Origin of the sequence: Saccharothrix deserti, from assembly GCF_009769385.1 — a bacterium.
Classification (GTDB): Bacteria; Actinomycetota; Actinomycetes; order Mycobacteriales; family Pseudonocardiaceae; genus Actinosynnema; species Actinosynnema deserti.
Genome location: NZ_VKAB01000030.1, coordinates 76,063 through 101,659 on the forward strand (window position 1 = coordinate 76,063; position 25,597 = coordinate 101,659).

Annotated in this window: 23 protein-coding genes; 9 read left to right on the forward strand and 14 right to left on the reverse strand. The window is 70.9% G+C overall.

The features are described from left to right. Window positions 1-101: 101 nt before the first annotated feature. The 3 genes from FM051_RS36315 to FM051_RS36325 are packed head-to-tail and all read right to left on the reverse strand — an operon-like array spanning window position 102 to window position 3,595. Complete coding sequence (locus tag FM051_RS36315; protein WP_158851326.1) at window positions 102-2,492, reverse strand: tetratricopeptide repeat protein; 2,391 nt, start codon at window positions 2,490-2,492, stop codon at window positions 102-104. Further along, window positions 2,489-3,262 carry a trypsin-like peptidase domain-containing protein gene (locus tag FM051_RS36320; RefSeq protein ID WP_158851328.1) on the reverse strand — a complete coding sequence of 258 codons (774 nt, stop codon included), beginning with the start codon at window positions 3,260-3,262 and terminating at the stop codon, window positions 2,489-2,491. The genes FM051_RS36315 and FM051_RS36320 overlap by 4 nt, the downstream gene beginning before the upstream one ends. 12 nt (window positions 3,263-3,274) lie before the next feature. Continuing rightward, window positions 3,275-3,595, reverse strand: coding sequence for a CU044_2847 family protein (locus FM051_RS36325; protein ID WP_158851330.1), 321 nt, complete (start codon window positions 3,593-3,595; stop codon window positions 3,275-3,277). A 101-nt stretch (window positions 3,596-3,696) separates the two neighbouring features. On the opposite strand from FM051_RS36325, the gene FM051_RS36330 reads away from it, so the two are divergent. After that, window positions 3,697-4,359, forward strand: coding sequence for a Vgb family protein (locus FM051_RS36330; RefSeq protein WP_238412906.1), 663 nt, complete (start codon window positions 3,697-3,699; stop codon window positions 4,357-4,359). A gap of 29 nt (window positions 4,360-4,388) precedes the next feature. On the opposite strand, the gene FM051_RS36335 is transcribed toward FM051_RS36330, so the two are convergent. The 5 genes from FM051_RS36335 to FM051_RS36355 all read right to left on the reverse strand — a co-directional run bounded on the left by FM051_RS36335 (window position 4,389) and on the right by FM051_RS36355 (window position 8,899). After that, window positions 4,389-5,018, reverse strand: coding sequence for a hypothetical protein (locus tag FM051_RS36335; RefSeq protein WP_158851333.1), 630 nt, complete (start codon window positions 5,016-5,018; stop codon window positions 4,389-4,391). A gap of 81 nt (window positions 5,019-5,099) precedes the next feature. Beyond that, the gene (locus FM051_RS36340) at window positions 5,100-5,840 is read right to left on the reverse strand and encodes an NUDIX hydrolase (RefSeq protein WP_202919192.1); all 741 of its coding nucleotides are present in this window, start codon (window positions 5,838-5,840) and stop codon (window positions 5,100-5,102) included. Between the two features lie 101 nt (window positions 5,841-5,941). After that, a complete protein-coding gene (locus FM051_RS36345) occupies window positions 5,942-6,997 on the reverse strand; it encodes a cytochrome d ubiquinol oxidase subunit II (protein ID WP_158851337.1) in 1,056 nt (351 codons plus the stop codon). Then, a complete protein-coding gene (locus FM051_RS36350; protein ID WP_158851339.1) occupies window positions 6,994-8,358 on the reverse strand; it encodes a cytochrome ubiquinol oxidase subunit I in 1,365 nt (454 codons plus the stop codon). Before FM051_RS36350 ends, FM051_RS36345 begins: the two co-directional genes overlap by 4 nt. Window positions 8,359-8,386: 28 nt before the next feature. Then, entirely contained in the window at window positions 8,387-8,899 is a 513-nt protein-coding gene (locus tag FM051_RS36355) for a DUF1360 domain-containing protein (RefSeq protein WP_158851341.1), read from the reverse strand. A gap of 389 nt (window positions 8,900-9,288) precedes the next feature. Between FM051_RS36355 and FM051_RS36360 the strand changes: the two genes are divergently transcribed. Then, window positions 9,289-10,176, forward strand: a complete 888-nt coding sequence (locus FM051_RS36360) for a zinc-binding dehydrogenase (protein ID WP_158851343.1) — start codon at window positions 9,289-9,291, stop codon at window positions 10,174-10,176. Here FM051_RS36360 and FM051_RS36365 read toward each other — a convergent pair. Further along, on the reverse strand, window positions 10,116-12,038 hold the full coding sequence (locus FM051_RS36365; protein WP_158851345.1) for a multicopper oxidase family protein: 1,923 nt from the start codon (window positions 12,036-12,038) through the stop codon (window positions 10,116-10,118). The two genes, FM051_RS36360 and FM051_RS36365, sit on opposite strands and share 61 nt — an antisense overlap. Before the next feature lie 216 nt (window positions 12,039-12,254). On the opposite strand from FM051_RS36365, the gene FM051_RS36370 reads away from it, so the two are divergent. Further along, window positions 12,255-13,409 carry a sensor histidine kinase gene (locus FM051_RS36370; RefSeq protein WP_158851347.1) on the forward strand — a complete coding sequence of 385 codons (1,155 nt, stop codon included), beginning with the start codon at window positions 12,255-12,257 and terminating at the stop codon, window positions 13,407-13,409. After that, window positions 13,406-14,086, forward strand: coding sequence for a response regulator (locus FM051_RS36375; protein ID WP_158851349.1), 681 nt, complete (start codon window positions 13,406-13,408; stop codon window positions 14,084-14,086). Before FM051_RS36370 ends, FM051_RS36375 begins: the two co-directional genes overlap by 4 nt. A 12-nt stretch (window positions 14,087-14,098) precedes the next feature. Here FM051_RS36375 and FM051_RS36380 read toward each other — a convergent pair whose 3' ends face one another. Beyond that, complete coding sequence (locus tag FM051_RS36380; protein ID WP_158851351.1) at window positions 14,099-14,575, reverse strand: hypothetical protein; 477 nt, start codon at window positions 14,573-14,575, stop codon at window positions 14,099-14,101. Window positions 14,576-14,893: 318 nt separating this feature from the next. On the opposite strand from FM051_RS36380, the gene biuH reads away from it, so the two are divergent. The 4 genes from biuH to hpxZ are packed head-to-tail and all read left to right on the forward strand — an operon-like array spanning window position 14,894 to window position 18,284. Beyond that, window positions 14,894-15,589, forward strand: a complete 696-nt coding sequence (gene biuH / locus FM051_RS36385) for a biuret amidohydrolase (protein ID WP_158851353.1) — start codon at window positions 14,894-14,896, stop codon at window positions 15,587-15,589. 16 nt (window positions 15,590-15,605) lie between these two features. Beyond that, complete coding sequence (locus FM051_RS36390; protein ID WP_158851355.1) at window positions 15,606-16,301, forward strand: cysteine hydrolase family protein; 696 nt, start codon at window positions 15,606-15,608, stop codon at window positions 16,299-16,301. A gap of 16 nt (window positions 16,302-16,317) precedes the next feature. Beyond that, complete coding sequence (locus FM051_RS36395; RefSeq protein WP_158851357.1) at window positions 16,318-17,892, forward strand: regulator; 1,575 nt, start codon at window positions 16,318-16,320, stop codon at window positions 17,890-17,892. Further along, window positions 17,889-18,284: an oxalurate catabolism protein HpxZ gene (gene hpxZ / locus FM051_RS36400; RefSeq protein ID WP_202919193.1), complete on the forward strand. Its 396-nt coding sequence runs from the start codon at window positions 17,889-17,891 to the stop codon at window positions 18,282-18,284. The genes FM051_RS36395 and hpxZ overlap by 4 nt, the downstream gene beginning before the upstream one ends. A gap of 61 nt (window positions 18,285-18,345) precedes the next feature. On the opposite strand, the gene FM051_RS36405 is transcribed toward hpxZ, so the two are convergent. The 4 genes from FM051_RS36405 to FM051_RS36420 all read right to left on the reverse strand — a co-directional run bounded on the left by FM051_RS36405 (window position 18,346) and on the right by FM051_RS36420 (window position 24,113). Continuing rightward, window positions 18,346-19,644: a glycosyltransferase gene (locus FM051_RS36405; protein WP_158851359.1), complete on the reverse strand. Its 1,299-nt coding sequence runs from the start codon at window positions 19,642-19,644 to the stop codon at window positions 18,346-18,348. Next, window positions 19,641-21,911, reverse strand: a complete 2,271-nt coding sequence (locus FM051_RS36410; protein ID WP_202919194.1) for a glycoside hydrolase domain-containing protein — start codon at window positions 21,909-21,911, stop codon at window positions 19,641-19,643. The genes FM051_RS36405 and FM051_RS36410 overlap by 4 nt, the downstream gene beginning before the upstream one ends. 94 nt (window positions 21,912-22,005) lie before the next feature. Continuing rightward, window positions 22,006-23,022, reverse strand: coding sequence for a glycosyltransferase (locus FM051_RS36415; protein WP_158851361.1), 1,017 nt, complete (start codon window positions 23,020-23,022; stop codon window positions 22,006-22,008). Window positions 23,023-23,093: 71 nt separating this feature from the next. After that, a complete protein-coding gene (locus FM051_RS36420) occupies window positions 23,094-24,113 on the reverse strand; it encodes an Lrp/AsnC family transcriptional regulator (protein WP_158851363.1) in 1,020 nt (339 codons plus the stop codon). 103 nt (window positions 24,114-24,216) lie between these two features. On the opposite strand from FM051_RS36420, the gene FM051_RS36425 reads away from it, so the two are divergent. Then, window positions 24,217-25,461, forward strand: a complete 1,245-nt coding sequence (locus FM051_RS36425; RefSeq protein ID WP_158851365.1) for a M20 metallopeptidase family protein — start codon at window positions 24,217-24,219, stop codon at window positions 25,459-25,461. The last annotated feature ends 136 nt before the right edge of the window (window positions 25,462-25,597 follow it).

Consider the following 25,597-nt stretch of genomic DNA (forward strand, 5'->3'; position numbering starts at 1 on the left):
GCTACCCTCGCCGACGGATCATTGTGGCTACGTCCGCGACGATACCCGAACGTCGAGCGCACCTCCCGCACCGACAGCGGTGCCACGACGCGCAGCGGGCGCTACCCCGCCGACGAGGCCCCCGCGCCACCTCGGAGTTCGTCCAGCAGGCGCCGGCAGTGGTCGAGATCGGCCTGGTAGTCGCCCGGGTTCGCGATGGCGAGGACCTGCCAGAGCTCCACGGCCTCGGTGAGCACGGCGTACTGGTCGTCGGGCCGGTCGTTGGCCGCGAGGGTGCTCGCCAGGTTCTCCAGGGACAGCGCGAGGTCGGGCAGGTGACGTGCGCGGTCGCTCTCGACCAGGCGGCGTTCCTGGGCGACCGCTTCCTGGGCGGCTTTCAGGGCGTCACGGGGGCGACCGGCGGCCGACAGGCAGGTGGAGAAGTGGTTGAGCGCTTCGGCCAGCTCGCTGCGGTACCGGTCGGAGTCGGGTGACACCAGGGGTCTGGTCAGCGCGACGGCCTCCTGGGAGGCGTCCACGGCCTCGCCGGTGCGCCCGTCGTCGGCCAGACCCGCCGAGAGGATCATCAGCGACCGGGCCAGTTCGGAGCGCTGCACCACGTCGTCGGGCGAGACCAGGGTGCGGCGCAGCGCGACGGCTTCCATGGTGACGGTGACCGCGTCGGCGGTGCGGCCGAGGTTGCGCAGGCAGACACCGAGGTTGTTGAGCGTGCGCGCCAGGTGCGGCAGGCAGCGGAGAGGGTCGCGGTGCAGCAGGGTCCGCCAGATCCTGATGGCCTCCTGGAAGTACGACACCGCCGATCGCTCGTCACCCACCGCCGACATGGTCACGCCGACGTTGTCCAGGGCCCAGGCGAGTTGGGGGCGGTACTTGTCCGGTTCGGCGTCGGCGAGCACTTGCCAGGCGTGACGCGCTCGGAGGGCGAATGAAAGCGCGGAGCGCGGATAGCCGGACTCCCACAACCGCTCGCTCCGCGTGCTCAACGCCCGCGCTTCATCCGCGGTGCCGTGACGAATCTCGGGCGTGTCCGCTGTCCCCGCGTGCCGCTCGATGAGTTCGGACACGTTGACGTCGTGTGAGACACCCAGGGGGCCGACCGGTTCGCGGTGTCCCGGTACGTCGACGGTGTCCCTCGGCTCTTCGCCCAACGTTGCCGCGGCCTCGTCGATCGGCAGGTAGTCGTCGTCGTAGTCCCAACGGGTGAGGGTCTTGCGCTTGGTCAGCACGGTCCCGCCGGCGCCGTCCTCGTCCTCCTCGTCGAACAACCACTCCTGGCAGACACGTCGTTCCTGCTCCAACACGACCGTGGCCGGGTGCCCCGCGCCCAGCACGGCCGTCGACCGGCTCATGGCCAGTTCCAGTCGTTCCAGTGCCTGGACGGCGTCGTCACGGGAACCGTCGAGCCTCGCCAGCTCGAACTCGGCGGACGCCAGGTTCGACAGCGCGGTCAGCGACTGCAAGTGCAACTCCCCCAGGACCTGCGCCGAACGTTCCGAAGCGGTCGCGAGCATCGACAGGGCTCGGTGTGCGGCGTCAGGCGCGCGGGTCAACCGGGCCAACTCGAAGTGGGCCGAGGCCAGGTTCGACAGCGCGGTGAGGGATTGCGGGTGTTCCAGACCCAGGGCGGAGGTGGTGCGGGTGGTGGCATCGTCCAGGGCTGCGACCGCGGCCCGCACCTGGTCCGGGTCACGGCTGTCGCGGGCGATCTGGAACCGCGCGGAGGCGACGTCGACCAGCGCCACCAAGGTCCGCGGGTGGGTGGCGCCCAACTTCGCGGAACTGCGCAGCAGCCCGACTTCCAGCGCGTCGACGGCCTGCTCACCGCGACTGCGCGAGCGCACGGCGCGGGCCAGTTCGAACTCCGTGGCCATGGCCGCGGTGAACGCCCCGAGCGCCAGCGGGTGGTTCTGGCCGAGCCGGTCCACCAGGGCGGCGACGGCGGACCGTTGCGCGGCGGCGGCGTCTTCGAAGGCGGCACGGTCGGAGCCGACCCGTGCCAGCACCGCGCCCGCCGCCGCGATCAACGCCGCCGCGCTCTCGTCGTCCCGCCCCGGTCCCCTGGTCCAGCGGCGCACCCCGTCGAGGTCGCCGGTCACCGCGTTCAGCGCGGCGAGGTTCGCGACGATCGTGCCCCGCAGCGGTGAGCCGATGCGCCCGGCGTCGATGTGCGCGTCCTCCAGCGCCGATCTCGCGGCGGCGTAGTCACCGCGTTCGGCGGCCAGCACCGCACCCAGGTTCCGCAGCCGGAGCCCGTCCTCCGCATCGGCCTCCGCCGAGGCGGTGTCGAGCAGCCGGTCGGCGTACGCGTGCTGTCCCAGGCGGTTCAACGCCATAGCGCAACGTGACACGCGTGGGTACGACAGCCGCCGGGGTGCCCGGACGAGTTCCTCCAGCAACGGCCCCATGGTCGGTGACAGGTTCTGCTGGGCCCTCCGGTCCTGGCCGAGCAGGAAGTCGGCGATGTTCTGCACCACGGCCAGGAGATCGCTCATGCCAGCTTCCTCTTGATCGCGCCGTCCACCACGCTGCGCGCGATGTGCAGTCTGATGCTCGCCAACTGGTCGAGGTTGAGCATCGCCTCGCCCTGCCAGCCGTCGCTGCCCTCCATCAGCTGCCTGCCGAAGCTGATCAGCTCGTCGACGGAGTCCTTCTCGCGGAAGGCGTTGACCAGGTTGGCGCTCTGCAACTGGTCGAACCGGTCGATCACCTCGCCGACGGTCGCCGCGAACAGCACGTTCGAGGCCCGATCGGGTTCCTGGCGATCGGGGTACTGCTCCAGCAGCACGCCGATCAGCCGCTCGCCGTCGTGCACGATCCGCTCCACCGGCCCGCCGGAGTAGCCCGAGTAGTCGCCCAGCACCGTGTCGGTGCGCAGCTGCAACGCGGTCAACTCCGCGCCGCCCTCGCACGTGTAGGACGTCTCGGGTTCGACCACCTGTCCGCCCAATTGCGGATCCGTCGGGCGAGGTCTGCACGGGGCGCGCCACGGGTCGTCCACCGAAGACACGTCGGCGATCGGGGCGGGCACGGGCGAGCGGTCGTCCAGCATGATCAGCGTGAGGTCCGCGTCCGGCAACCTCGTCTGCACCCGTGCCGACCGGACGACCCCGTCACCGAACACCACGTGCACGTCGCGCTCGTCGGCCGGCAGGTCCCGCAGGCAGTGCTCCGCGGTGACGACGAACCGCCCGGTCAGCAGGAAACCCGCGCCGAGGTCGACGTCACCCCGGCGCAACACCACCCAGTAGCCGTGGCCCGTCACCCCTACCTCGACTCAGACGCGTTCGACGGTCAGCGTCACCTCGAAAGTCGCCTCCGCGGAGGCCTTGCTCAGCACCACACCCGCCTCGGCGGCCAACGTGATCCCGAACGTCGCCTCGACGCTCGACACCCGCCAGCCCTTCGAGTCCTCCCCGTCCGAGGCGCTCAACGACGAGCGCACCACCTCGACCGCGGCCCGGATGCCCTGCTCGATCTCCTGCCGCCGCTCGACCAGCGGCGAACTCGTCCGCCGCCTGCTCGCGATCTGCCTGCTGCCGGAGGCGTCCAACTCGACGGTCTCGACACGGATGGCCGTAGCCCAAGCGTCGTCCATAGCCAGGACATCGCGCAACGGCCGGACGCGTTAGCGGACGTCCAGGTCCTACCCTTGGAGCCAAGATCATCAACGGCGAGTCGTCGAGGAGCATGTTCGCGGTGGGAGAGCAGACTGTGTCGATCGTGGAGTACCCCGTTCACGGGCGGGGTTCGGGGCCGTACGGCATCACGGCGGGACCCGATCAGGCCGTGTGGTTCACCGAGGTGCACCACGGTCGGGTCGGGCGACTCGGCCTCGGCGGAGAACTCACCTCGTTCCCGCTCGATCCACCGTCGGGTCGCCCGTCGCTGCTCACCACCGGGCCGGACGGGGCGTTGTGGTTCACCGAATCGCGGGGACACCGGATCGGTCGGATCACCACCGACGGCTCGATCACCACGTTCACCACGCCGTCCGCCGAAGCGGGACCTTTCGGCATCGCACCGGGTCCGGACGGGGCGCTCTGGTTCACCGAGCTGAACGCCGACAAGATCGGTCGTGTCACCGTGGACGGAACGATCACCGAGTTCCCCCTCCCGGATCGGGCCGCCCGCACGCACGCCATCACCGCCACCCCGGACGGGAACTGCTGGTTCACCGAATGGGGTGCCAACCGCGTCGGCCGCATCAGCCCGGACGGCGCCGTCGAGACTTATCGGTTGCCGACACCGGCTTCGGAACCCCACGGGATCACCGTCGGCCCGGACGGCGCGCTGTGGGTCGCCCTCGAGATCGGATCCATCGCCCGCCTGGCGCCGACCGACCAGTCGGACCAGAGGTGACCGAGGCGCCGGAACCGGGGGTGTGACGGCTACTGCTGCCAGGTCACCGGCTTCGCCGAGTCGTAGGGCGGCGAGGTGAGCCGGACGCTGGCGACCGGGTCACCGGGCTCACCGAACACGAGCCGGCACTGGTCGAACGACGCGCCCTTCTCGCTGAACTCCGGCAGGGACACCACCTCGTCCTCGCAGTCACCCACCTTCCCGTCGGTCCCGCCGAGCAGCATCCCCGGGATGTCGCCGCCGGCGGTCCAGGCGACGAGCGACGGCGCGACCATGTCGGTCAGGTCGGTGCCGTCGAGGTTCACCACGTGCTGCCGGATGAAGAAGAACGTCTTGCCGCGCAGCTCCGCCTTGTCCTTGTCCTTGAGCGGCAGGCCGTCGATGTCGGCCTGGGTCGCCGGGGCGCTGTCCACGGTCACCGTCAGGCCGATCAGGCCCGCCGCGTACGTGCCGGCGACCGGGATGACGCCCTGCTCCCCCAGCTTGAGCACGGTGCCCGGCGCGGTCGCCCGCTCGGACAGCTCCGGCTTCGGCTGCGTCGCCGGGCGTTCCTTGCGCGGCGGCAACTCGGGTCGGGCCTCCCCGCTCGTGGTGGCCGTGCAGCCGGTCAACGCGAACGCGGCGAGCAGGACGGCGAAGCTCTTCGGGCGCGTGACCACGTCCGGCAATCCCCCTTGGTGCGATGGATCTCCCGGGGAGGGATCGTAGGGGTGGCCGAAGGCTCGTGTACGGCGAATGGCTCAACCGGCGGTGAACCGGCGGACGACCGGCTCCAGGTAGTCCGCCTGTGGCCCACCGAGGCCCGCCAACTCGGCGTGCGAGCGGACGAGGGCCATCCGGTCCAGTTCCGGGTCACGGCCCAGTGCCGTCTCCGAGGCCACCAGCGCCGCGAATCGTTCGCGCACCAGTGATGCCGGCCGGGGTGGAGCGAGGAACAGGACGCCGACGTTCCCGTGCTTACCGCGCGTGACGAGCCACAGGGTCAGGTCGTCGGGCACCGCGTCGAGGCCGGTCTCCTCGATCAGCTCCCGAGCGGCGTGGCGGCGGAGGGCGGTCACGTCGAGGGCTTCGTGGTCTTCCGGCGGCTCGACGGACCCGCCCGGCAGCTGCCAGCGGCCGGGAGCGGCCGTCCACGACGACATCCGCCCGACCAGCAGGCGCCCGTCGTCGGTCGGCTGCACGACGCAGACGAACAAGGCCGGCAACGGGGTGGCACCCGGGACCAGGCGCATGGCGTAGGACCGGTACGTCGTCCTCACCCAGGTGAGGACCAGGCCGTGCGGCCCGTCCGGCTCCAGCTCCGCGCACGCCACCACCGGCCCGTCGAAGAAGCTCGGGTTGGCCCGCACCGCGTCGTCCCAGATGCGGTCCACGGCCAGCCGGTCTTCGGGCGACACGTGCGGCGCCGGAGCTTCGACCAGCCGGAGTCGGTGGGCTGCCACGATTTCGACGCCGAAAGGCCGCCGCGGTGTCTCGGTCACCGGCCCAATGTTGCCGGCCGGTGTGGAGGTCGTCGGCATTCTCCGCTCAGCGGATGGAGATCAGCGCCATCCCGCGGTGAACGGCGTCGAGTGGTGGATCGTCACGACCGAGCGTCAGGTCCCGGTGGTGCGCCTGCCGGAGCGGACGCGCCGCGGTCGTTGACGGCCGGTGGGCGTTGGAACAGGGTGTAGAGGTACACCAGCGCCGGGATGAGCACGACCGCGCCGGCGGCGAGCGCGATCGCCAACGCCGTCAGCGTCGAGCGACCTTGCGCGGCCTGTTCGACGGTGAGGCCGGGTAGCAGGACGTACGGGTACTGGGCGACCGCCCACCCCACCAGGATCGTCGTCACGGCCAGCGCGGACACCAGCCTGGCCAGGACGTACCGGCGGGTCAGCAGGAGCGCGATCGCGCCCAGGCCCGCCACGACGGAGAGCGCCAGGACCGGCAGACCGCGACCGGTGAGGCCCGCGAAGAGCACCGGTGCGTCGGCGCGCAGCACCGCGACACCCGCCAGACCGACCGCTCCGGTGACGGCGGCCGTGACGAGAGCCCGGAGCCGGAACGCCTCGGCCAGATCGGGCTCACCGTCGCGGCGGGCGTCCGCGCACAGGAAGACGGCCGCGAGGTAGGCGCACACCAGCACCGCCAACGTTCCGCCGAGGAAGGACGTCGGGTTGACCCAACTGCGCACCACGTCACCGGCCGCGATGCCCGGAGGCACCCGCCCGGAGGCGACCCCGCCCACGACCGCGCCGAAGAAGAACGGGGTGAACAGCGACGACAACGCGAACGCCGCACCGAAGAAGCGGCGCATGGCCGGTGTGCTGACGCTCTTGCGGTACGCGAACGCCGCTCCCCTCGCGATAATGCCGAACGCCGCCAGGGTGAGCGGGATGTAGAGGGTGGTGGCCGCGGCGGCGAAGGCGCCGGAGAACCCGGTCCACAGCACCACCAGCACGAAGATCAACCAGACGTGGTTGGCCTCCCACACCGGTCCGATCGAGCGTTCGATCAACGCCCGCGTCCGCCGTCCGCGCCGGGTGCCGCCGGCCAGCAGGTCCCAGACACCACCACCGAAGTCCGCGCCGCCGAACAACGCGTAGGCCAGCAGGCCGACGAACGCCGCGCCCAGCACCGCTTCCGCGAGCGTCATGACGACCCCGGCCGTTCGCCGGCTTCCTGCGGCGCCAGCGTGTCGTGGCCTCGGGCGAGGCGGCGCAGGACCACGGCCGTGAACAGGGTCAGTACCGTGTAGACAACAACCACTGCGACCAGGCCGTACCCGAGTCCCGGCGCCGGGCTCACCGCATCGGCGGTACGCAGGATCTTGTAGACGATCCACGGTTGCCGGCCGACCTCGGTGGTGATCCAGCCCGCCTCCATCGCCACCACGGCCCCCACGCCCGACACCGCGACGGCCCGCAGGAACCACGCCGTCTCCGGCAACCGCCTGCGCCGCCACCACACCAACCCGAACCACGCGGCGAGCAGCAACAACGCCGTCCCGATGCCGACCATCGCGTTGTATGCCAAATGCACGACGTTGACCGGCGGGTGCTCGTCGACCGGCACCTCCTCCAGACCCGGCACCACCCCGTCGGGGTCGTGGTGGATCAGCAGGGACAACGCGTACGGGATCTCCAGGGCGTACCGCAGCTCGCCGTCGCGGTAGATGCCGCCCAACGACAACCCAGCCCCGGACGTCGTCTCGTACTGCGCCTCCATCGCCGCCAACTTCGCGGGCTGGTTGTCCGCGACCGCGTTGGCGATCCAGTCGCCAACGCCGATCTGCACCGGTGTCACGATCGCGGCGACGGTGAGCGGGATGAGCAACCCCATGCGGTGGTAGCGGTCACGACGTCCGCGCAGCATCCCGACCGCGTAGACCGAGGCGACCAGGAACCCGGTGACCATGAACGCCGCCAGCCACATGTGCACGAACTGCGGCCACGTGGACGGACCGAACATCGCCGCCCACGGCCGCGCGTCCACCACGGCACCCTCGGCGTCGAGCCGGAAACCGGTCGGGTTGTTCATCCACGCGTTCGCCGAGACCACGAAGAACGCCCCGGCGATCCCGGCCAACACCATCGGCACCGCGCTGAGCATGTGGGCGCGCGGCGACAGGCGGTTCCAGCCGAACAGGTAAACGCCGACGAAGATCGCCTCCACGAAGAACGCGAAACCCTCCAGCACGAACGGGAAGCCGAACACCTCGCCGAAGCGGTCCATCAGCCCCGGCCACAGGATGCCCATCTCGAACGACAGCAACGTGCCCGAGACCGCCCCGGCGGCGAACAGCACACCCATCGCCTTCGCCCACGTGTGCGCGAGTCCGGTCAGCTCGGGATCGCCCCGCCGGTGCCCGCGCCACTCGGTGAACACGACGATCGCCGGGAACGCGATGCCGAAGCACGCGAAGATGATGTGCCACCCCAACGACAACGCCATCTGCATCCGCGCAGGCCACAGGTTCTCCGCGCCACCAGCGGTGATGAACTCCAGCACTGCCATAAGAATCCCTTACTGCCGGCGGATGGCTTCAGTGGTCGCTGACGCGGTGCTTGAGCCCGCTGTGCACGAAGTGCAGCCAATCCGACACCGCGACAACGGACAGCGTCGTCGCGGCCAACCGGGTGGCTCGCGGCGCGAACACCAGCCCCGCCGTGAGCGCGCTGGCGATCCACACCCCGGAGCAGAACGGGCAGGTCACCAACTCGCCCACCGCGTGCCGGGTGTCGTCGCCGCGCACCGACTCGTTGACCTCCGCCGCACCGGCCGGTTCGTCGTACCGGGTGAACGGTGCACGCAACACGCTGGTCACCGCGCCCTTCGTCAACAGCCGACTGGCCTTGTGGGTCGCCAGCGACATGAGCACGACGTCGCCGAGGGCAACCCGATCGGGCAACCGCACACCGGCGCGCCGGCCGACCGCGGTGGCTCCGGCGACCAGCGCGCCGTACGAGCCGAGAGTCGCCAGGTACCCCCGCAGTGGCCGCTGGTCGCCGGCGGAGTAGGCGGCGCCGACCCGCCTGAACACGTCGGTGAACGGCATGGCCAAGGTGTAACCGCAACCTGCGGGTTCAAACGCTGTGTTGGACTGCGCCGCCTCCGGCGTCGCGGGCGAGGTCGCCTGGGCTGTAGTCGATCCGCCGCTCCGCGGGGGCAGACCGTTCGCGCCTGATTTTCCGACGATCGAAAAGCGTGATCGCCGGGAAATAAGTCGCGAACGATCGACGGCGATCTCGCCGAAACGCTATGGCGGTCAAACCTGTTCTGAGGGGTACTGCCATTACCCGGAACAACGTAACCTCCCGCGCCCGCGACAAGAGGTGTTGCATCAAAAGGGCGTCGGCATCGACTGGAATGAGACGTGAATGCCGATTGCGAATGTCGAGCCTCCGGGCGCCTCGGACGAGGAAACCGCAAGATGGAGGGAACCACATGCGAGCGACTGTGATGTACGGCGCCGGCGACGTGCGCGTGGAGCACGTTCCCGACGCGGAACTGCACGAACCCACCGACGCCGTGGTGCGGGTGGTGCGGGTGGTGCGGGTGGTGCGCTCGTGCGTCTGCGGCAGCGACCTGTGGCCTTACGGCTCCATGCCCGACTCCGAGCAGGGCAGGCGCATGGGGCACGAGTTCCTCGGCGTCGTGGAGGAGACCGGTTCCGAGGTGACCGCGCTGAAGCCCGGCGACCTCGTCGTCGCGCCGTTCGTGTGGGCGGACAACACCTGCGACTTCTGCCGCGAGGGCCTGCACACGTCCTGCCGGCACGGCGGCCAGTGGGGCGCGCCGGACGTGGACGCCGGTCAGGGCGAGGCGGTGCGGGTGCCGCAGGCCCAGGGCACGCTGGTCAAGCTGCCCGTGGGCGAGGACTCCGCGCTGCTGTCGTCGCTGCTGACCCTGTCCGACGTGTTCTGCACCGGCCACCACGGCGTGGTGACGTCCCGCGTCGGGCCGGGCAAGTCGGTGACCGTGGTCGGTGACGGCGCGGTGGGGCTCTCGGCGGTGCTGGCCGCCAGGCGGCTCGGCGCCGACCGGATCATCCTCATGGGACGCCACGCCGACCGCACCGACCTCGGCCGGGAGTTCGGCGCCACCGACGTGGTCGCCGAGCGCGGCGAGGAAGGCGTCGAGAAGGTCCGCGAGCTGACCCGCGGCGACGGCACCCACGCGGTCGTGGAGTGCGTCGGCTCCGAGCAGTCGCTGAAGACCGCGCTGGGCGTGGTCCGCGACGGCGGCCTCCCGGTTACGAGAGCCCCGGCACGCTATTCCGGTTGGTTGCCGGTGGCCGAGCCGACTTCGTACGGCGTGTGGTATCCCTCGTAGGTGAGGTGCATGGTCATGCCGTCGGCGGCGTGCTCCAGGTTGTGGCAGTGGTCCATCCACAGGCCGGGGTTGTCCGCGCGGAACGCGACTTCGTAGCGTTCACCTGGTGCGACGTTGAGCGTGTCCGTCCACCACGGACTTCCGGTGGTGGATTCGCCGTTGCGGCTGAGGACCAGCATGTGGTGGCCGTGCAGGTGCATGGGGTGGTCTTCGAAGCTGCGGTTGAGGAAGTCCACCTTCACCAGTTCACCTTGCCGCACCGCGAAAGCCGGTGTGTTCGGGTACACGCTTCCGTTGATCGTGGGGCGTTGGCCGAAGTGTCCGTTGTAGAACGTGATCGTTTCACCGAGCAACACGGTGAACGTGCGGTCGAACGTGCTGTCCGGTCCGAACCCGGTGTCAGCTGGTGAGCCGTAGCCGATCGGGTCGAGAACGGGCCCCTCCGCGACCGGACGCGCTTCGCCACTGCCGTCGGGCGACACCAGCAGGGTCGGGGTGGTGTCGCTGTCGGTGTTGTCGTCACGGGTCAGAGCGATCCGCACCGCACTTGGCGGCATGGTGAACACGATGTCGTACCGGCCACCACCGCCGACGAGCAGTTGGTGCTCGGTGAGTTCGGTCGGCTCGGACAACTCGGTGCCGTCGATGGCGGCCACCCGGAACGGCACACCCGTGACGGCGTAGGCGCGTGGCTGGTTGTCGGCGTTGACCAGCCTCAAGCGGACCCGGGAACCGGGCGGCACCGCGTGGCGGGTCACCCCGGTGGACGGCGTGCCGCCCGTGACCGACAGCGCCGTCGACCGGCCGCGATCGCCGTCCCAGGCGTGTGCCGGCACGGCCAGGTCCACATCGGCCGGCGTGGGCGGCTCGACCACGATCACGCCGAACAGCCCACGCCGCACCTGCTCGGCGGACTGCTGGTGCGAGTGGTACCAGAAGGTGCCGACCTGCTCGGCGACGAAGCGGTACACGTGCTGCCCGCCCGGCGGCACCGCGTCCTGGGTCAGGCCCGCCACGCCGTCCTCGGCGTTGGGCACGTCCAGCCCGTGCCAGTGGATGGTCACCCCCGCCGGGATGTCGGCGTTGACCAGCGTCACCTCCACCAGATCGCCCTGGTGGACGCGGAGTTCCGGACCGGGCAGGGTGCCGTCGTAGGTCCAGGCGTCGATCGTCTCCCCGGAGACCAGCCGGACCCGGCCGACGCGGGCGGTGAGCGTGTAGCGCACGTCGGGCTCACGGTCGCGCGGCCCGGTCAACGTGCTGATGTCGGTCCCACCATGACCGCCGTGCCCGGCGTTCGCCCCGCCGCCGTTGTCGACCGCACCGTGCTCGGCCATGTTCGCCGCATCCGGCAGGCGGCTCGCCACCGACCCGGCGACGACCCCCGCCAAGACCAGTCCGATGACCACCCCGGCAGCCACGGCGACGCGCACGCCACGACGCAATCGGTCCCCGATCCGGTGCTGCCACAGCCACGCCAGCCCAGTCCCGACCGCAAGTGCCACCGGCATGAGCAACGCATCGACGACGTACGGCGGGGCCGGCGGACTCACGATCGCGTACCCGTGCAGCAACGCCGCCATCGCGGCAGCCGGCCTGCGCCAAGCGGCCCCACCACCCATCGGCGGGGCGAATGCCACCGCCGCGAGCAACGGGGGTAACGCCACCAGCACGACGTCGGCGGCGAAACGCCAGTCCACCGACCACAGGTACCCGGCGGCACCCACCTGACCGAGCGCAAGCGCCGCCCCGCACCACCGCATCACACACTCAACCCGGCCAGGGAGCACGAACGCACCGACGCCGTAGAGCAGGACCAGCGTGATCGCCATGATGTTGAGGACTCCGAGGATCGCATCCATGGTGGGCCATGCTCATCGCCGGACCGGGTGATCCACGTCGGTCAGCGGGCCTGTTTCCGAAGCTCATCCCGGGGACCTACGGCCATTCGCCGGCGGTACGGCCTCAGCCCCACGTGGTACGCCGCGGATAAGACCTGGATCCGATGCGCGGACGCGGCCGATACGTGCAGGATCTGCGAAGGGAACCCGAATCCGGAGATGAAGGTGATCGCCACCGTGCGAAAGGTGCCACCGGTCGTGACGGACCTCGGCGTCGGCGTGGCGTTGGCGGTGCTGGTGCTCACCGCCGCCTGGACCGGCTGGGGTCCCCCCGGCGTGCCGAACGCGCGCGAGGTCGACGTGGCGGCGATCGGGCTGACCGCCGTGCTCGCGGGCGCGCTCGCGGTGCGCCGCCGCTACCCGTCCGCGGTCGTGATCGCCGCCAACGCGCTCCCCCTCGCCTGGCTCCTCGCCGAGTACCCCGGCCGCCTGATCACGCTCGCACCCCTGATCGCCCTCTACACCGCCACGGTGCACCGGGGATGGCGCCAGGGGATCGCCGCCGTCGCGGTGACGGGCTTGGGCATGACGCTGATCGCTCTCACCGTCGACGGTGTCAGCGTGGTCGGCGAACCACCGCCCAACCCGGAAGTCGTCTTCACCGCCTACGTGATCGGCATCGCGGTGCACTACCGCCGGGAACTCGTCTCCGCGCTCAGCGGCCAGCACGCCCGCGAGGCGCAGGCGCGCGAGGAGCGGGCCCGGCGGCACGCGGTCGAGCAGCGGTTGCGCATCGCCCGCGACGTCCACGACATCGTCGGCCACGCCATGGCCACCATCAGCGTGCAGGCGGGGGTCGCGATCCACGTGATCGAGCAACGGCCCGACCAGGCCCTCCGGGCGCTCACCGCGATCAAGAAGATCAGCGACGAAGGACTCGCCGACGTCAAATCGATCCTCGCCACCCTGCACGCGGAGGACGACCCCGCCCTGCCCCGGACCCCACCGCCGCGCCTCGACCAACTCGACCCGCTGCTCGACGCGACCAGGGCGGCCGGGCTCCGGGTCGACCTCACCGTGCACGGCGACGAGCGACCACTGCCCGCCGCGGTCGACCTGGCCGCCTACCGGATCGTCCAGGAGAGCCTGACCAACGTGCTGCGCCACGCCGGCGCACGCACCGCACGGCTCGACCTGGACTACGAACCCACCCGATTAGCGATCCGGATCCGCGACGACGGCACAGGCCCGACCGACACCGGCTCCACCGGCCGCGGCATCGCCGGAATGCGGGAACGGGCCACCGCGCTGTCCGGGCAGCTCACCGCCGACGTCCACCCCGACGGCGGCTTCGAGGTGCGCTGCGTGCTGCCCACCCAGGACGAATCATGACGACCGAACCCATCCGGGTGCTCATCGCCGACGACGAAGCCCTGGTCCGGGGCGGCTTCCGGGTGCTCATCGAGACCGAACCCGGCATGACCGTGGTCGGCGAGGTGGCCGATGGCGCCGCGGCTGTCGAACTCACCAGACGCACCCGCCCCGACGTGGTGCTCATGGACATCCGCATGCCGGGGGTCGACGGACTGCAGGCCCTGCGCCAGATCGTCGCCGACCCCGACCTGGCCGACGTGCACCTGCTCGTACTCACCACCTTCGACCACGACGAGTACGTGATCGAAGCCCTCGACGCGGGCGCCGGCGGCTTCCTGATCAAGAACACCAACCCCAGGCAACTCCTCGACGGCATCCGCGTCGTCGCCGGCGGTGAGGCACTCCTCTCCCCCGGGCTGACCCGCCGACTCGTCGCCCGGATCACCAGCCGGACCGGGACACCACGCGTCAACGCCGAGGCACTGGCCCGGCTCACCGACCGCGAACGCGAGGTCACCGCCCACGTCGCCCACGGCATGAGCAACGACGAGATCGCCGCCGCCCTGCACATCACCCAGGCCACCACCAAGACCCACGTCAGCCGGGCCATGACCAAACTCGGCGCCCGCGACCGCGCCCAACTGGTCGCCATCGCCTACCAACACCGCCTGGTCGAACCACTCCCACCCGACTGACCGGCCACGCCCTCAGTTGCACAGCGGCCGTTCTTCGGTGGTCGGCAGGAACGTCACCACGGCACTCGGGATCACCGCGCTGCCGGCGTCGACGGTGAACTCAAGTCGGTCGGCGGCCGTGAGCCGCATGGAGCCCGGCAGGTAGTTGACGCTGCCGCGGGCGAGCGGTTCCCCTGGCGGGTCCACCACCGGCTGCTCGACCTTCCACGTCCGACCGGCGAAGACCGCGTAGACCACGCCGCAGTGCGCGAGGAGGCCGAATGGGTGGGCGACGCCGACCTCGGCTTGCGCGGGACCGGTGCGCGGCGCGGCCGGCGGCTGGTTGTCCAGCACCTCGGGCGCCTTCGTCGGACTGCTGCTCGCGTGCGTCGACCCGGTGGGCAGTACGGCGTCGGCCGGGGGCGCGGGCTGGTCCTGCCCGCTCGCGCACGCGGACAGGGCTAACAGCGCCACCGTGGTGAGCACGACCGTCGATCGCCGGAGCTTCATCGTCCGCTGCCCTTCGGAAGTGGGGATGGCGCTTGCCACCACCTGGAGACGTGGCGCCGGCCGGTCCGGGTTGCCCGCACCAGTATCGACGACCTGCGGCCACGCCGGGTCACACATGGCACCGTCGTCACGATGGGTGAATTCGACCGATCGGGCACTGCGGGACGCGATCGCCGGCGGCGACCTGGACACCGCGCTGCACCAGCTGGAACACCACGGCGCGCGGCAGTTCCTCGAGACCTGATCGACCGACCCGAGTAACTGTGATGTAACTCACCGCCGAGCCGACCGCAATGAAGCCGTCGACAATCGACAGGCATGACCACCTCGATCGGACCAGTGGCCGCGGACCCCTACCCGTGGCCCTACGACGGCGCGGTGCCGGTGGGCAACGTCGCCGTGATGTGCATCGACTGGCAGACCGACTTCTGCGGCCCCGGCGGCTACGTCGACCGGATGGGCTACGACCTCACGTTGACCAGGGCCGGACTGCCGGCCACGCAGAAGCTGCTCGCCCACGCGCGGCAGCTGGGCGTGCTCGTCATCCACACCAGGGAGGGCCACCCGCCCGACCTGTCCGACCTACCGCCCAACAAGCGCTGGCGCTCGGCCCGGATCGGCGCGGAGATCGGCAGCGACGGACCCGGCGGCCGGATCCTCGTCCGGGGCGAACCGGGTTGGGAGATCGTCGAGGAGGTCGCGCCGATCCCCGGTGAGGTCGTGGTCGACAAGCCGGGCAAGGGCGCGTTCTACGCGACCAACCTCGACCTCGTGCTGAGATCCCGGTCGATCAGCCACCTCATCCTCACCGGCATCACCACGGACGTCTGCGTGCACACCACCATGCGCGAGGCGAACGACCGCGGGCTGGAGTGCCTGGTCCTGTCCGACTGCACGGGCGCCACCGATCACGACAACCACCTCGCCGCGCTGAAGATGGTGACCATGCAGGGCGGGGTGTTCGGTGCGGTGTCCACCTCCGAAGCCGTGATCGCGGCAACCTCCGCGTCCTGAACGGGAAGGCCGCACCGTGACCGCACTCTTGAAGCTCGACGCGGACCCCTCCCCCTTCACCTTCGACCCTGCCACCACCGCGCTGCTGGTGATCGACATGCAGCGCGATTTCGTGGAACCCGGCGGCTTCGGCGAAACGCTCGGCAACGACGTCACGCTGCTGCGCGCCGTGATCCCGCCGCTGCGGGCGGTCCTGGACGCGACCAGGGCGGCCGGCATGACGGTGATCCACACCAGGGAGGGCCACCTGCCCGACCTGTCCGACCTGCCGCCCGCGAAGCTGCGCCGCGGCACGCCGTCGCTGCGCATCGGTGACCCCGGTCCCAAGGGCCGCATCCTGATCCGCGGCGAGTACGGCCACGACATCGTCGACGAACTGGCGCCGATCGCCGGTGAACTCGTGGTCGACAAGCCCGGCAAGGGTTCCTTCTACGCGACCGGCCTGGACGAGGTGCTGCGGTCGACCGGCGTCACCAGCCTGGTCGTCACGGGCGTCACCACCGAGGTGTGCGTGCACACCACGGTCCGCGAGGCCAACGACCGCGGCTACGAGTGCCTGGTGCTCGCCGATTGCGTCGGGTCGTACTTCCCGCAGTTCCACCAGGCCGGCCTGGCCATGATCGCCGCTCAGGGCGGCATCTTCGGCTGGGTCGCGCCGTCCCGGGCCTTCCTGGCCGCGTTGGCCGGACGCCCGGCACTCCCCCAGACCTGAACGGAAGGGACCACACATGTCCGCCACCACCAGCGCGACCACCGGCCACGACCGCGGCAAGCTGCCGCTGTGGGTCGCCGGCGACACCAACGCGTTCTTCGGCCTCGGGTTCAACGTCCTGGTCAACGTGCTCGTGCTGACCGGGTTGTGCATCGGCGTCACCAAGATCCCGGCGGTCGACGTCTTCGGCGTGATCCTGCCCGCGCTCGGCGTCCAACTCCTGATCGGCAACGTGTACTACGCCTGGCTGGGCAGACGGTTGGCCCACAGGGAGAACCGGGCGGACGTCACCGCCATGCCCTACGGGCCCAGCGTGCCGCACATGTTCATCGTGACGTTCGTGATCATGCTTCCCGTGTACCTGGCCAGTGGCGACCCGGTGCAGGCGTGGCAGGCCGGGTTGGCGTGGTCGTTCATCATCGGCCTCATCGTGCTGGCGGGCGCGTTCGTCGGCCCGTACATCCGGCGCTTCACCCCGCAGGCGGCCATGCTCGGCACGCTCGCCGGCATCTCGATCGCGTTCATCTCCATGCGCCCCGCCGCGCAGATGTGGACGGCCGCGTGGATCGCGCTGCCGGTGCTCGCCCTGATCATGATCGGGTTCTTCACCGGCGTGAAGCTGCCGGGCGGCATCCCGATCGGGCTGGCCGCGCTGACCGTCGGCACGGCGATCGCGTGGATCGGCGGCTACATGCACGCGCCCGACGTGGCCGCGGCGGTGAAGGACATCGGCATCGGCCTGCCCACCCTCCAGTTCGACCGGCTGTGGCAGGGGTTGTCCGACATCGGACCGCTGCTGGCGACCGCCATCCCGTTGGGCATCTACAACTTCACCGAGGGCATGACCAACGTGGAGAGCGCGGCGGCCGCGGGTGACAACTTCAACCTGCGCAGCGTGCTGCTCGCGGACGGCATCGGCGCGGTGGTCGGCGCGGGCCTGGGCTCGCCGTTCCCGCCGGCGGTCTACATCGGACACCCGGGGTGGAAGGAGGTCGGTGGGCGGACGGCGTACTCGCTGCTCACCGGCGCGGTCGTGTCGGTGCTGTGCTTCTCCGGGATGTTCGGGCTGCTCAGCGCGCTGCTGCCGGTGCCGGCGATCGTGCCGATCCTGCTCTACATCGGGCTGCTGATCGGCGCGCAGGCGTTCCAGGTGGTGCCCAAGGCGCACGCGGTCGCGGTGGTGATCGCGCTGATACCGAACATCGCGTCGTGGGCGGTCGGGCAGATCGACAACGCGCTGGCCGCCGCCGGCACCACGGCCGCCGAGGTCGGCGAGGAAGCCCTGGGTGGCGCGGGCGTGATCTACCACGGGTTGAAGCTGCTGGGCGACGGCGCGATCCTCGCCGGGCTCGTGCTCGGCGCGATCACCGCGTTCCTGATCGACCGGAGGTTCCTGTGGGCGGCCGGGTACGCGGCGGCGGGTGCCGTGCTGGCGTTCGTCGGGCTGATCCACGCCGAGAAGGTGCAGTGGAACGCGTCCGGCCAGGTGGCGTTGGGTTACCTGTTCTTCGGCGTGGTGTGCCTGGGCTTCGCGCTGCTGGCCAGGACGTCACCCGGTGAACCGGCCGTCGAACCGGTCGCGGCCGAGTGAGCACCCCGGACACGGCGGTGGTGGTGGACGACCCGGCCGTGGTGGCTGAGGTGTGGCAGGTGTTCGAGCGCTACGAGGCCGCGTTGGTCGCCGGTGATCACGCGGTCCTGGACGAGTTGTTCTGGTCGGGTGCGCAGGCCGTGCGGTACGGCATCGCCGACCTCCAACGGGGCGGCGCGGCGATCCGGGCGTGGCGGGCCAGCCAGGGTCCTCTGCCCGGCCGCGTGCGCACCGGCACCACGGTCACCACGTTCGGCGCCGACACCGCGTCGGTCACCACCCTGTTCCACTACCCCGGCCGGCCGTTGGTCGGGCGGCAGAGCCAGACGTGGGTGCGCCTGCCGGAGGGGTGGCGCATCGTGAGCGCGCACGTCTCCGAGATCCCCACGTGACCGTTGCAGCATGTCGTGGGGCACGCCGTCGAAGCCGACGGCGTGCCCCACGGACTCGTGATCAGCCGGCGGGAGCGCTGTGGCGGTCCAGGGCGGCGGCAGCCGGCGGGGACGTCTCGAACAGGTCGTCGAACACCCGCGCCCGGTCGAACGACATGGCGTGGGCGCGGGCCCGGCCCTCCATGAACTCCCGCTCCTCGGGCGACATCTCCAGCACCGCCCGGTCGATCGCGCCGGCGATGCCGGCGACGTCACCGGCCTCCACGATGATCGCCGTGTCACCGACCGCCTCGCCGGTCCCACCCGTCATAGTCGTGATCACGGGACCACCGCCGGCGAGCATCTTCTCGGTCAGCGCGATGCCGAAGGTCTCCACGAAGTCCGGCTCGGGCTTGGTCGGCAGCGCGTAGGCGGCGCAGCCGCGCATCAGGAGCGGCTTCTCCTCGTCGTCCACGTCGCTCAACAGGACGACCCGGTCGTCGTCCCGCGTGAGCGCCCGGATGTCCTCCAGGGCGGGGCCGTTCCCGGCGATCACGAGCTTCACCCGCGACCGCGCCTCGGACCGGGCGAACGCGGTCACCAGGTCGTAGACGCCCTTGGCCCGCGCCACCCGGGACAGGAACAGCACGTAGCCGTCGCGTTCCAGGCCGCGGCGCTTGAGCGCGGCGTCCACCAGCACCGGGTCGAGGTCGAGGTATGCGGAGGTGTCGATCGGCGGGTAGCTGACCGACACCCGGCTCCGGCACTCGTCGGCCAGCCGGGTGCCGCAGCGCGCGTCGACCTCCTCGGCGGAGGCGACGATCTCCTGCCGGGTGTACTCCGACACCGCGAGCACCTGGTCGTTCGCCAGGAACGTGGTGAACAGGGCCACCGCCGCCCCGAACCGCCCCTCGCGCAGGCAGTTGCGGATCACGTTGGTGACGTCCGAGCCCACCGCCTTCGCCATGGTGCGGACGTCGGGCCGGTACCCGGCCGCGCGTGCGGCGGTGACGGCCTCCCCCACGACCGCGGTGTGCGGCGCGAGGTACATCGACAGGCACGTGGTCGGGACCGGCTCGGCGAGCAGTTCGACCAGGCGGCCGATGAGCCCGGCCATGTACCGGCCGTCGGGCACGCGGTAGTCGCCGACCGGTTCGGGCCGCTCCACCGTGATGCCCGCGCTGTAGGGCGTGATCCGGTCGAGCGGCTTCAGCGGCAGCCCCGCCGCCTGGAGGGCGGGGATCGGCCAGGTCAGGAGGCGTACGTCGTCGAAGCCGCGGGTCAGGGCGACCTCGGCGAGATTTCGGGCCTCGCCGGAGTGCCCGCAGATCACCGGATCTGCCCGGACCACGATGACGAGGCGGCGGTTCGGCCTGCTCATGTGCGGGTTCCCGTCGCGGATGAGTCGGACAGTGACGGCGGTCGGATCTTGCGACCCCACTCCGAGGGCTCGGGGCCGAGTTTCAGGTGCAAGGTGCCGCCCGCGTGGATGTCGGACGCGCGCAGGTGCGCCACGTCCAGCGGCTTGCCGTTCAGCCGCGCGGATTGCACGTACTGCGGCGGCGGCACCCGTTCGAGCCCGTCGGAGCTGATGGGCGTCTCGCGGTGCCCGCTGGTCTCGATGACGAACTCCCGGTCCCTGATGTGGATCTTGGCGTGCTCGAACGCGGGCGCGTTGACCAGGAACAGGTTCTGCCCGGCGATCGGGAACAGCCCGAGCGAGGCCCACACGTACCAGGAGCTCAGCCCACCGGAGTCGTCGTTGCCGGGCAGCCCGCCGGGACCGGTGCCGAACTGCCAGGTCAACGCCGCGTGCACGATCTCGGCCGTGCGGTCCGGCCGGCCCGCGTAGTGGTAGGACCACGGCGCTTCCATGTCCGGCTCGTTGTTGAGGCCCTCGAACCGGTTCAGCGAGTAGCCGACCGCCATCTCCACCGGGTCGGGCTGCCTGCCGGGCTGCACCACCGGCGGCGCGCCGTAGCCGAAGAACGCGTCCAGCATGGCGACGAACGCGTCGTCACCACCCGCCATCGCGATCCGGCCGGCCATGTCGTGCAGCAGGCGGAACGAGTAGTTCCACTTGCCGCCCTCGTAGAACGACGAGTCCCACAGCAGGCCGGTGGCCGGGTCGAACGCGTTGGACCACAGCAGGCTCCGCTTGGCGAGGTCGGCGGCGAGCTGGCCGTCGTTCAGGGCCCGTGCGACGCCGGCGGTGCAGTGGTAGGCGTAGGCGAGGTCGAGGGTGTGCGAGATCGGGTGGACGACGCCCTGCTCGTAGAAGTCCTCGCCGTACATCCGGCGCAGGTCGGCCTCCATGTGCACCAGCGCCCAGTTCCAGTCCAGGTCGCCCAGGCCCAGGGCGTGCACGTCGGCCAGCGCGGTGTGCACCAGTGCGCTCGCCTGCCGGAAGAACCGGTCCGCGCCCCGTGCCATCCGGTACCCGATCGGGAAGTTGCCCTCCTCCTCGCACACCCTGATCAGCGACTCCAGCAGGTCGACCGCCCGGTCCGGGACGATCGCCTCCAGCAGCGGCAGCTGGGTCTTGTAGATGTCCCACATCGTGCAGACGTCGAAGGCGAACGGCCCGGACGTCGGCCAGAACGGGCTCTCGTCGTCGGCGAAGCACGGCTTGATCAGCGAGTGGTACAGGGCGGTGCCGAACACCTGCCGCCGTGCGGGCGACCCACCCTGGACCTCGATCCGGTCCACGTGGTCGCGCCACTGGGTCTTGGTGTGCTCCCGGACGGGGTCGAAGCCGGGCGGCCCGTCGCCGCACTCGCGGTACAGGTTCTCCCGGGCCTGCTCGGGACCGCGCAGGGAGAACCCGATCCGCACCTCGACGCTCTGCCCGGCCCTGGTCGGCCCGAGGAAGAGCAGCCCGAACGGGCGCAGCGTGGTCTGCCGGATGCGGTCGAAGTCCAGCCGGGTGCCGCCCTCGATCAGCCGCCGGTCGTGCCACAGCATCTGCCGCCAGCCCGGGGTGTCGACCTCGATGTGCACCGACAGCGGCACACCCTCCACGACGACCGTGCCCTGTGCGCGTCCGTTGCCGATGCTCTCCACGTGCGCCCGCAGCGGCACCGTGCGGCCGTGGTCGATGGCCAGCCCGCCGCAGGACAGGTCGACCACGACCCGGGCGCTGCGGTGCTCGGGGAACGTGTACCGGTGGATCGCGACCTTCGCGCCGACCGTGATCTCGCACCGGACGCCGGTGTCGAGCGTGGCCGCGTAGTACCCGGCCTCGGCGACCTCGTCGTGCAGCGGCCACGCCTGCCCGAGGGTGTCCAGCGGCTGCACCATCGGGGTCACCCGCACGTAGTTGTAGTACTTGCGGATCGCGCCGGTGCCGGATTGCTGGAAGTGCGTGAACCCGGAGGCCTGCGGCCGGTCGAACATCTGCTCCGGCAGGCCCTCGGTGTTCTTCGTGTAGAGGCCGTACCCCGTCGGGTAGGCGCCCGAGTAGGCGCAGGCGGACACCATCCCGAGCGGGGACGTCGCCCCCGGGTGGGTGTTCCCGATCTGCGCTTTCGGCCACCACCAAGTGGCCGCCAGACCCTGCGCCGCTGGCAGTGAGGTCGGGGCCGTACCGATGAATGGATCAATCTCGTTCAGGATGGCGAGACTGTAGAACAGCGCGGGCGGCTCCAAGGTTTCAGCGACGTGAACTCCGGTGGTGTCGCGTGTGTCCTTTCGGGTGACGTCCGATACCCGCAGGTCTCGGCGGTCTGGCGGGTCTGGCGGGTCAGCCGCGCTCGGCGTACTCCGGCAGCCGGCGGGCGACCTCGTCCGGGGAGGGCATGCGGGCGATCTCGTCGGCGATCGCGCGGGCCGCGTCGCGGTGGTCGGAGCGCCCGGGACGCGGCAACAGCGCGCGGACGTGTTCGGCGATGGCGTCGGCGCCCAGTTCAGCGGGCAGGAGGCGCAGGCCCGCGCCCGCGGCGGTGACGGCATCGGCGTTGGCGAACTGGTCGGCGCCCTGGGGCAGGATCAACTGCGGGGCGCCGACGGTGAGCGCGCCGAGGGTGGTGCCGCTGCCGCCGTGGTGCACGACCACGTCGACGTGCGGCATCAGGTCGGCCTGCGGCACCCAGGTCCGGACGGTGACGTTGTCCGGCACGTCGCCGAGTTCGTCCAGGCGCACGCGGCCGGTGGCGACCAGTACGCGTGCGTCCAGCGTCGCCAGTCCCTTGATCGCCGTGGCCAGCAGTTCCGGGGTCCCGAACGCGGTGCCGAGCGTCAGGTAGACCAGCGGCTGCGAGGCGCTCCGAGCCTCCCGAGTGGGCAGTGCTCCCGGTTCGGAATACGGGACGGGGCGCAGTTCGATCCGGTCTTGGGTGGCGAGGAAATCCTCGTCCTGCAGGGACGGCGGGCAGATGTCGATGTGCGGCCGTCCGGGAGCCTCGGTGTTCTTCGTGGGCAGTTCGAGACCGATCCCTTCGGGGATCATGCGGCCGAAACCGTGCCAGAGGCCCGGAATCCCGGCCCGGTGCGCGGCGACGGCCGCTCCCGGCAGGCCCCATTCGTGCACCACGAGGTCGGGGCGCAGCCGTGCCAGTTCCGGTTCGAGGTCCTCGGCGTACAGCTCGTAGAACGAATCCGCCGGGCGGAACGGCCGCAGTCCGTTCGCGGCCAGCGGTGCGTGCACTCCCTCGCCGGCCGCGAAATGCACCTCGTGCCCGGCATCCCGTGCGGCGATCGCGAGCGGGATCAGGGGGTAGGTGTGCCCCACCGACGCAAGGCTGGCGAACAGTACGCGCATGCCGACGAACCTACGCCCACCACGTCGGCATGATCATGTACTTCACGACGACTCGTCCAAGTACCCGATGGTCAGGCCGAGGACGCCCACGGGTCGATCGGCACCACGTCGGTGATGAGGCCGGTCTCGTCGAGCAGGCATCCCATCCGTTTCACGGCGCGCAGCGTCACGGCACGGTCGGTGAGGGTGAGTGCGGGCAGTCGTCTGGCGAGTTCCGCCTCCAGGCGCTGGATGTCGCCGAGCGATCGCAGCCACAGCGTCATCACCAGGTTGTCCGCTCCCGTGACGGCCGCGCACAGCCGGACTTCCGGGAGTTCGGTCAACGCGGTCGCGGTGCGGTCCAGTTCGTCGGGTGGCACCCGCGCCCAGAACGTGGCGGCGATCGGCCACCCCGTGATCGGCTGCGCGACCTCGCACCGCAGCGACAGCAGCCTGCTGTCGACCATCTCGTTGAGCCAACGGCGGACGGTGGACCCGCTCTTGCCCGTGCGGGCCGCGATCTCGGCCGCCGGTCTGCGTCCGTCGTCCAGCGCGCGCAGCACCTCCTGGTGGTGCTGCTTCCAGACGACGCCGCTCCCGTTCTGTGGAGGTTGCGGGCCGAGTTGCGCACGACGCTGGGGCTCCAGCGCGCCGAGCCGCCAGTGGTTGCCCTCGCCGTAGACGGTGGTGACGGTGTGCGTCCGCGTCCTGCGCACGCCCGGCAGCCGTTGGAGCTGGTGCAGCACGACGCGGGACAGCGTCGCGAGATCGGGGGTCAGGAGGGTCAGGAACAGGTCCCGCCCGCTGCTGATGATCGAGATCGAGGCGATCTGCGGCAGCCGCGACAGCACGTCGACGGCGTGTTCGCGGGCGCCCGGTTCGATGTCCAGCTCGATGAACGCGTTGCAGTGGTCCTTCGCCCACAGCCGCACGTCGGGGTAGGCGGTGACCCGCGCGAACCCCGCTTCGGTGAGCCCTTGCCAACGCCGTGCGGCGGTGGCCGGGTCGATGTCGAGCAGCCGTCCGACCTCGTGCCACGTCGCGCGGGGTGCGGCCTGCAGTGCGTGGACGAGCCTGAGGTCCGTCTCGTCGGGCGTGAGCGAATCCTGCACAGAACGCCGTCCTGGTGAGCGATTACGGCAGTTTGAGCCTTGAGAGTGGCACCCGACGTGATCCTCGGCAAGTACCCGACCCGAACCCGAGGAGAGATCACCCATGCCAGTACACGAGGACGCCGCCGCACTGCGGGACGACCTGGTCCGGTTGCGCCGCCGCCTGCACGCCGAGCCCGAGATCGGCCTGGACCTACCGCGCACGCAGGAGAAAGTGCTCGCCGCACTCGACGGGCTGCCGCTGGAGTTGTCGCTCGGCGACGCGCTGACCTCCGTGACCGGCGTGCTGCGCGGCGCCCGACCGGGGCCGACGCTCCTGCTGCGCGGCGACATGGACGCGCTGCCCGTGCAGGAGCGCACCGGGCTCGACTTCGCGTCCCGCGTGGACGGTGCGATGCACGCGTGCGGGCACGACATGCACACCGCGATGCTGGTCGGCGCCGCGCACCTGCTCGCCGCTCGGCGGGACGAGCTGGCCGGTGACGTGATCTTCATGTTCCAGCCGGGCGAGGAGGGCTGGGACGGCTCGGCCGCGATGATCGCCGAGGGCGTGCTGGACGCCGCGGGCCCGAAACCGGCCGCCGCCTACGCGCTGCACGTGTTCAGCGCAGCCGTGCCGCACGGGGTGTTCACCGCCCGCCCCGGCACGACGATGGCCGCCTCCGACGGGCTGGAGGTCACGGTCGTCGGCTCCGGCGGACACGGCGCCAGGCCGCACCGCGCGAAGGACCCGATCCCGGTGGCGTGCGAGATCGTCACGGCACTGCAGACCCTGGTCACGCGCCAGTCCGACATCTTCGACCCCGTGGTCCTGACCGTGGGCTCGTTCCACGCCGGGACCCGCCGCAACGTCATCCCCGACACCGCGCGGTTCGAAGCCACCCTGCGCACGTTCTCCGCGCAGGCCAAGTCCAGGACCAAGGACGCCGCGATCACCCTGGCCCGGTCGATCGCCCAGGCCCACGGCCTGCGCGCCGAGGTGACCTACACCGACGGCTACCCGATGACCGTCAACGACCCGCGGGAGACGGCCTTCGTCGGCGACACGATCACCGACGTCCTCGGCGAACACCGCTTCCGCCCCCTGGCCAACCCGCTGCCGGGAAGCGAGGACTTCTCCCGCGTCCTCCAGCAGGTCCCCGGCGCCTTCGTGCTGCTCGGCGCCGGCAACGGCACCACCGACAACCACTCCCCCCTCGCCCAGTTCGACGACGCAGTGCTGTCCGACGGTGCCGCCGTCCTCGCCGAACTCGCCCTGCGCCGGGACAGGAACGCGCCAGCCGGGCAGGTGGAATGTCGGGATTCCGATTCGACGGAGCAAATCGAACAAAATCAAACACGGCACTGACGGCGAGATCTGGCTGTTTACACCCTTGACACAGGGACGTCACGCGTCGTTTTATGTGCGCCAGCGTTTGTTTCCGTCAGGTTTTGCTCGGTTGCGGTCTGCTTTGAGCTGCCTGTGGCGGCCGGCAGCCCGGAGT

Bases quoted from the DNA above. Each gene is read 5' to 3' on its own strand.
- FM051_RS36315 (WP_158851326.1), bottom strand. From the start codon at position 2,492: ATGAGCGATCTCCTGGCCGTGGTGCAGAACATCGCCGACTTCCTGCTC.
- FM051_RS36325 (WP_158851330.1), bottom strand. From the start codon at position 3,595: ATGGACGACGCTTGGGCTACGGCCATCCGTGTCGAGACCGTCGAGTTG.
- FM051_RS36345 (WP_158851337.1), bottom strand. From the start codon at position 6,997: ATGACGCTCGCGGAAGCGGTGCTGGGCGCGGCGTTCGTCGGCCTGCTG.
- FM051_RS36350 (WP_158851339.1), bottom strand. From the start codon at position 8,358: ATGGCAGTGCTGGAGTTCATCACCGCTGGTGGCGCGGAGAACCTGTGG.
- FM051_RS36355 (WP_158851341.1), bottom strand. From the start codon at position 8,899: ATGCCGTTCACCGACGTGTTCAGGCGGGTCGGCGCCGCCTACTCCGCC.
- FM051_RS36360 (WP_158851343.1), top strand. From the start codon at position 9,289: ATGCGAGCGACTGTGATGTACGGCGCCGGCGACGTGCGCGTGGAGCAC.
- FM051_RS36365 (WP_158851345.1), bottom strand. From the start codon at position 12,038: ATGGATGCGATCCTCGGAGTCCTCAACATCATGGCGATCACGCTGGTC.
- FM051_RS36375 (WP_158851349.1), top strand. From the start codon at position 13,406: ATGACGACCGAACCCATCCGGGTGCTCATCGCCGACGACGAAGCCCTG.
- FM051_RS36380 (WP_158851351.1), bottom strand. From the start codon at position 14,575: ATGAAGCTCCGGCGATCGACGGTCGTGCTCACCACGGTGGCGCTGTTA.
- biuH (WP_158851353.1), top strand. From the start codon at position 14,894: ATGACCACCTCGATCGGACCAGTGGCCGCGGACCCCTACCCGTGGCCC.
- FM051_RS36395 (WP_158851357.1), top strand. From the start codon at position 16,318: ATGTCCGCCACCACCAGCGCGACCACCGGCCACGACCGCGGCAAGCTG.
- FM051_RS36405 (WP_158851359.1), bottom strand. From the start codon at position 19,644: ATGAGCAGGCCGAACCGCCGCCTCGTCATCGTGGTCCGGGCAGATCCG.
- FM051_RS36415 (WP_158851361.1), bottom strand. From the start codon at position 23,022: ATGCGCGTACTGTTCGCCAGCCTTGCGTCGGTGGGGCACACCTACCCC.
- FM051_RS36425 (WP_158851365.1), top strand. From the start codon at position 24,217: ATGCCAGTACACGAGGACGCCGCCGCACTGCGGGACGACCTGGTCCGG.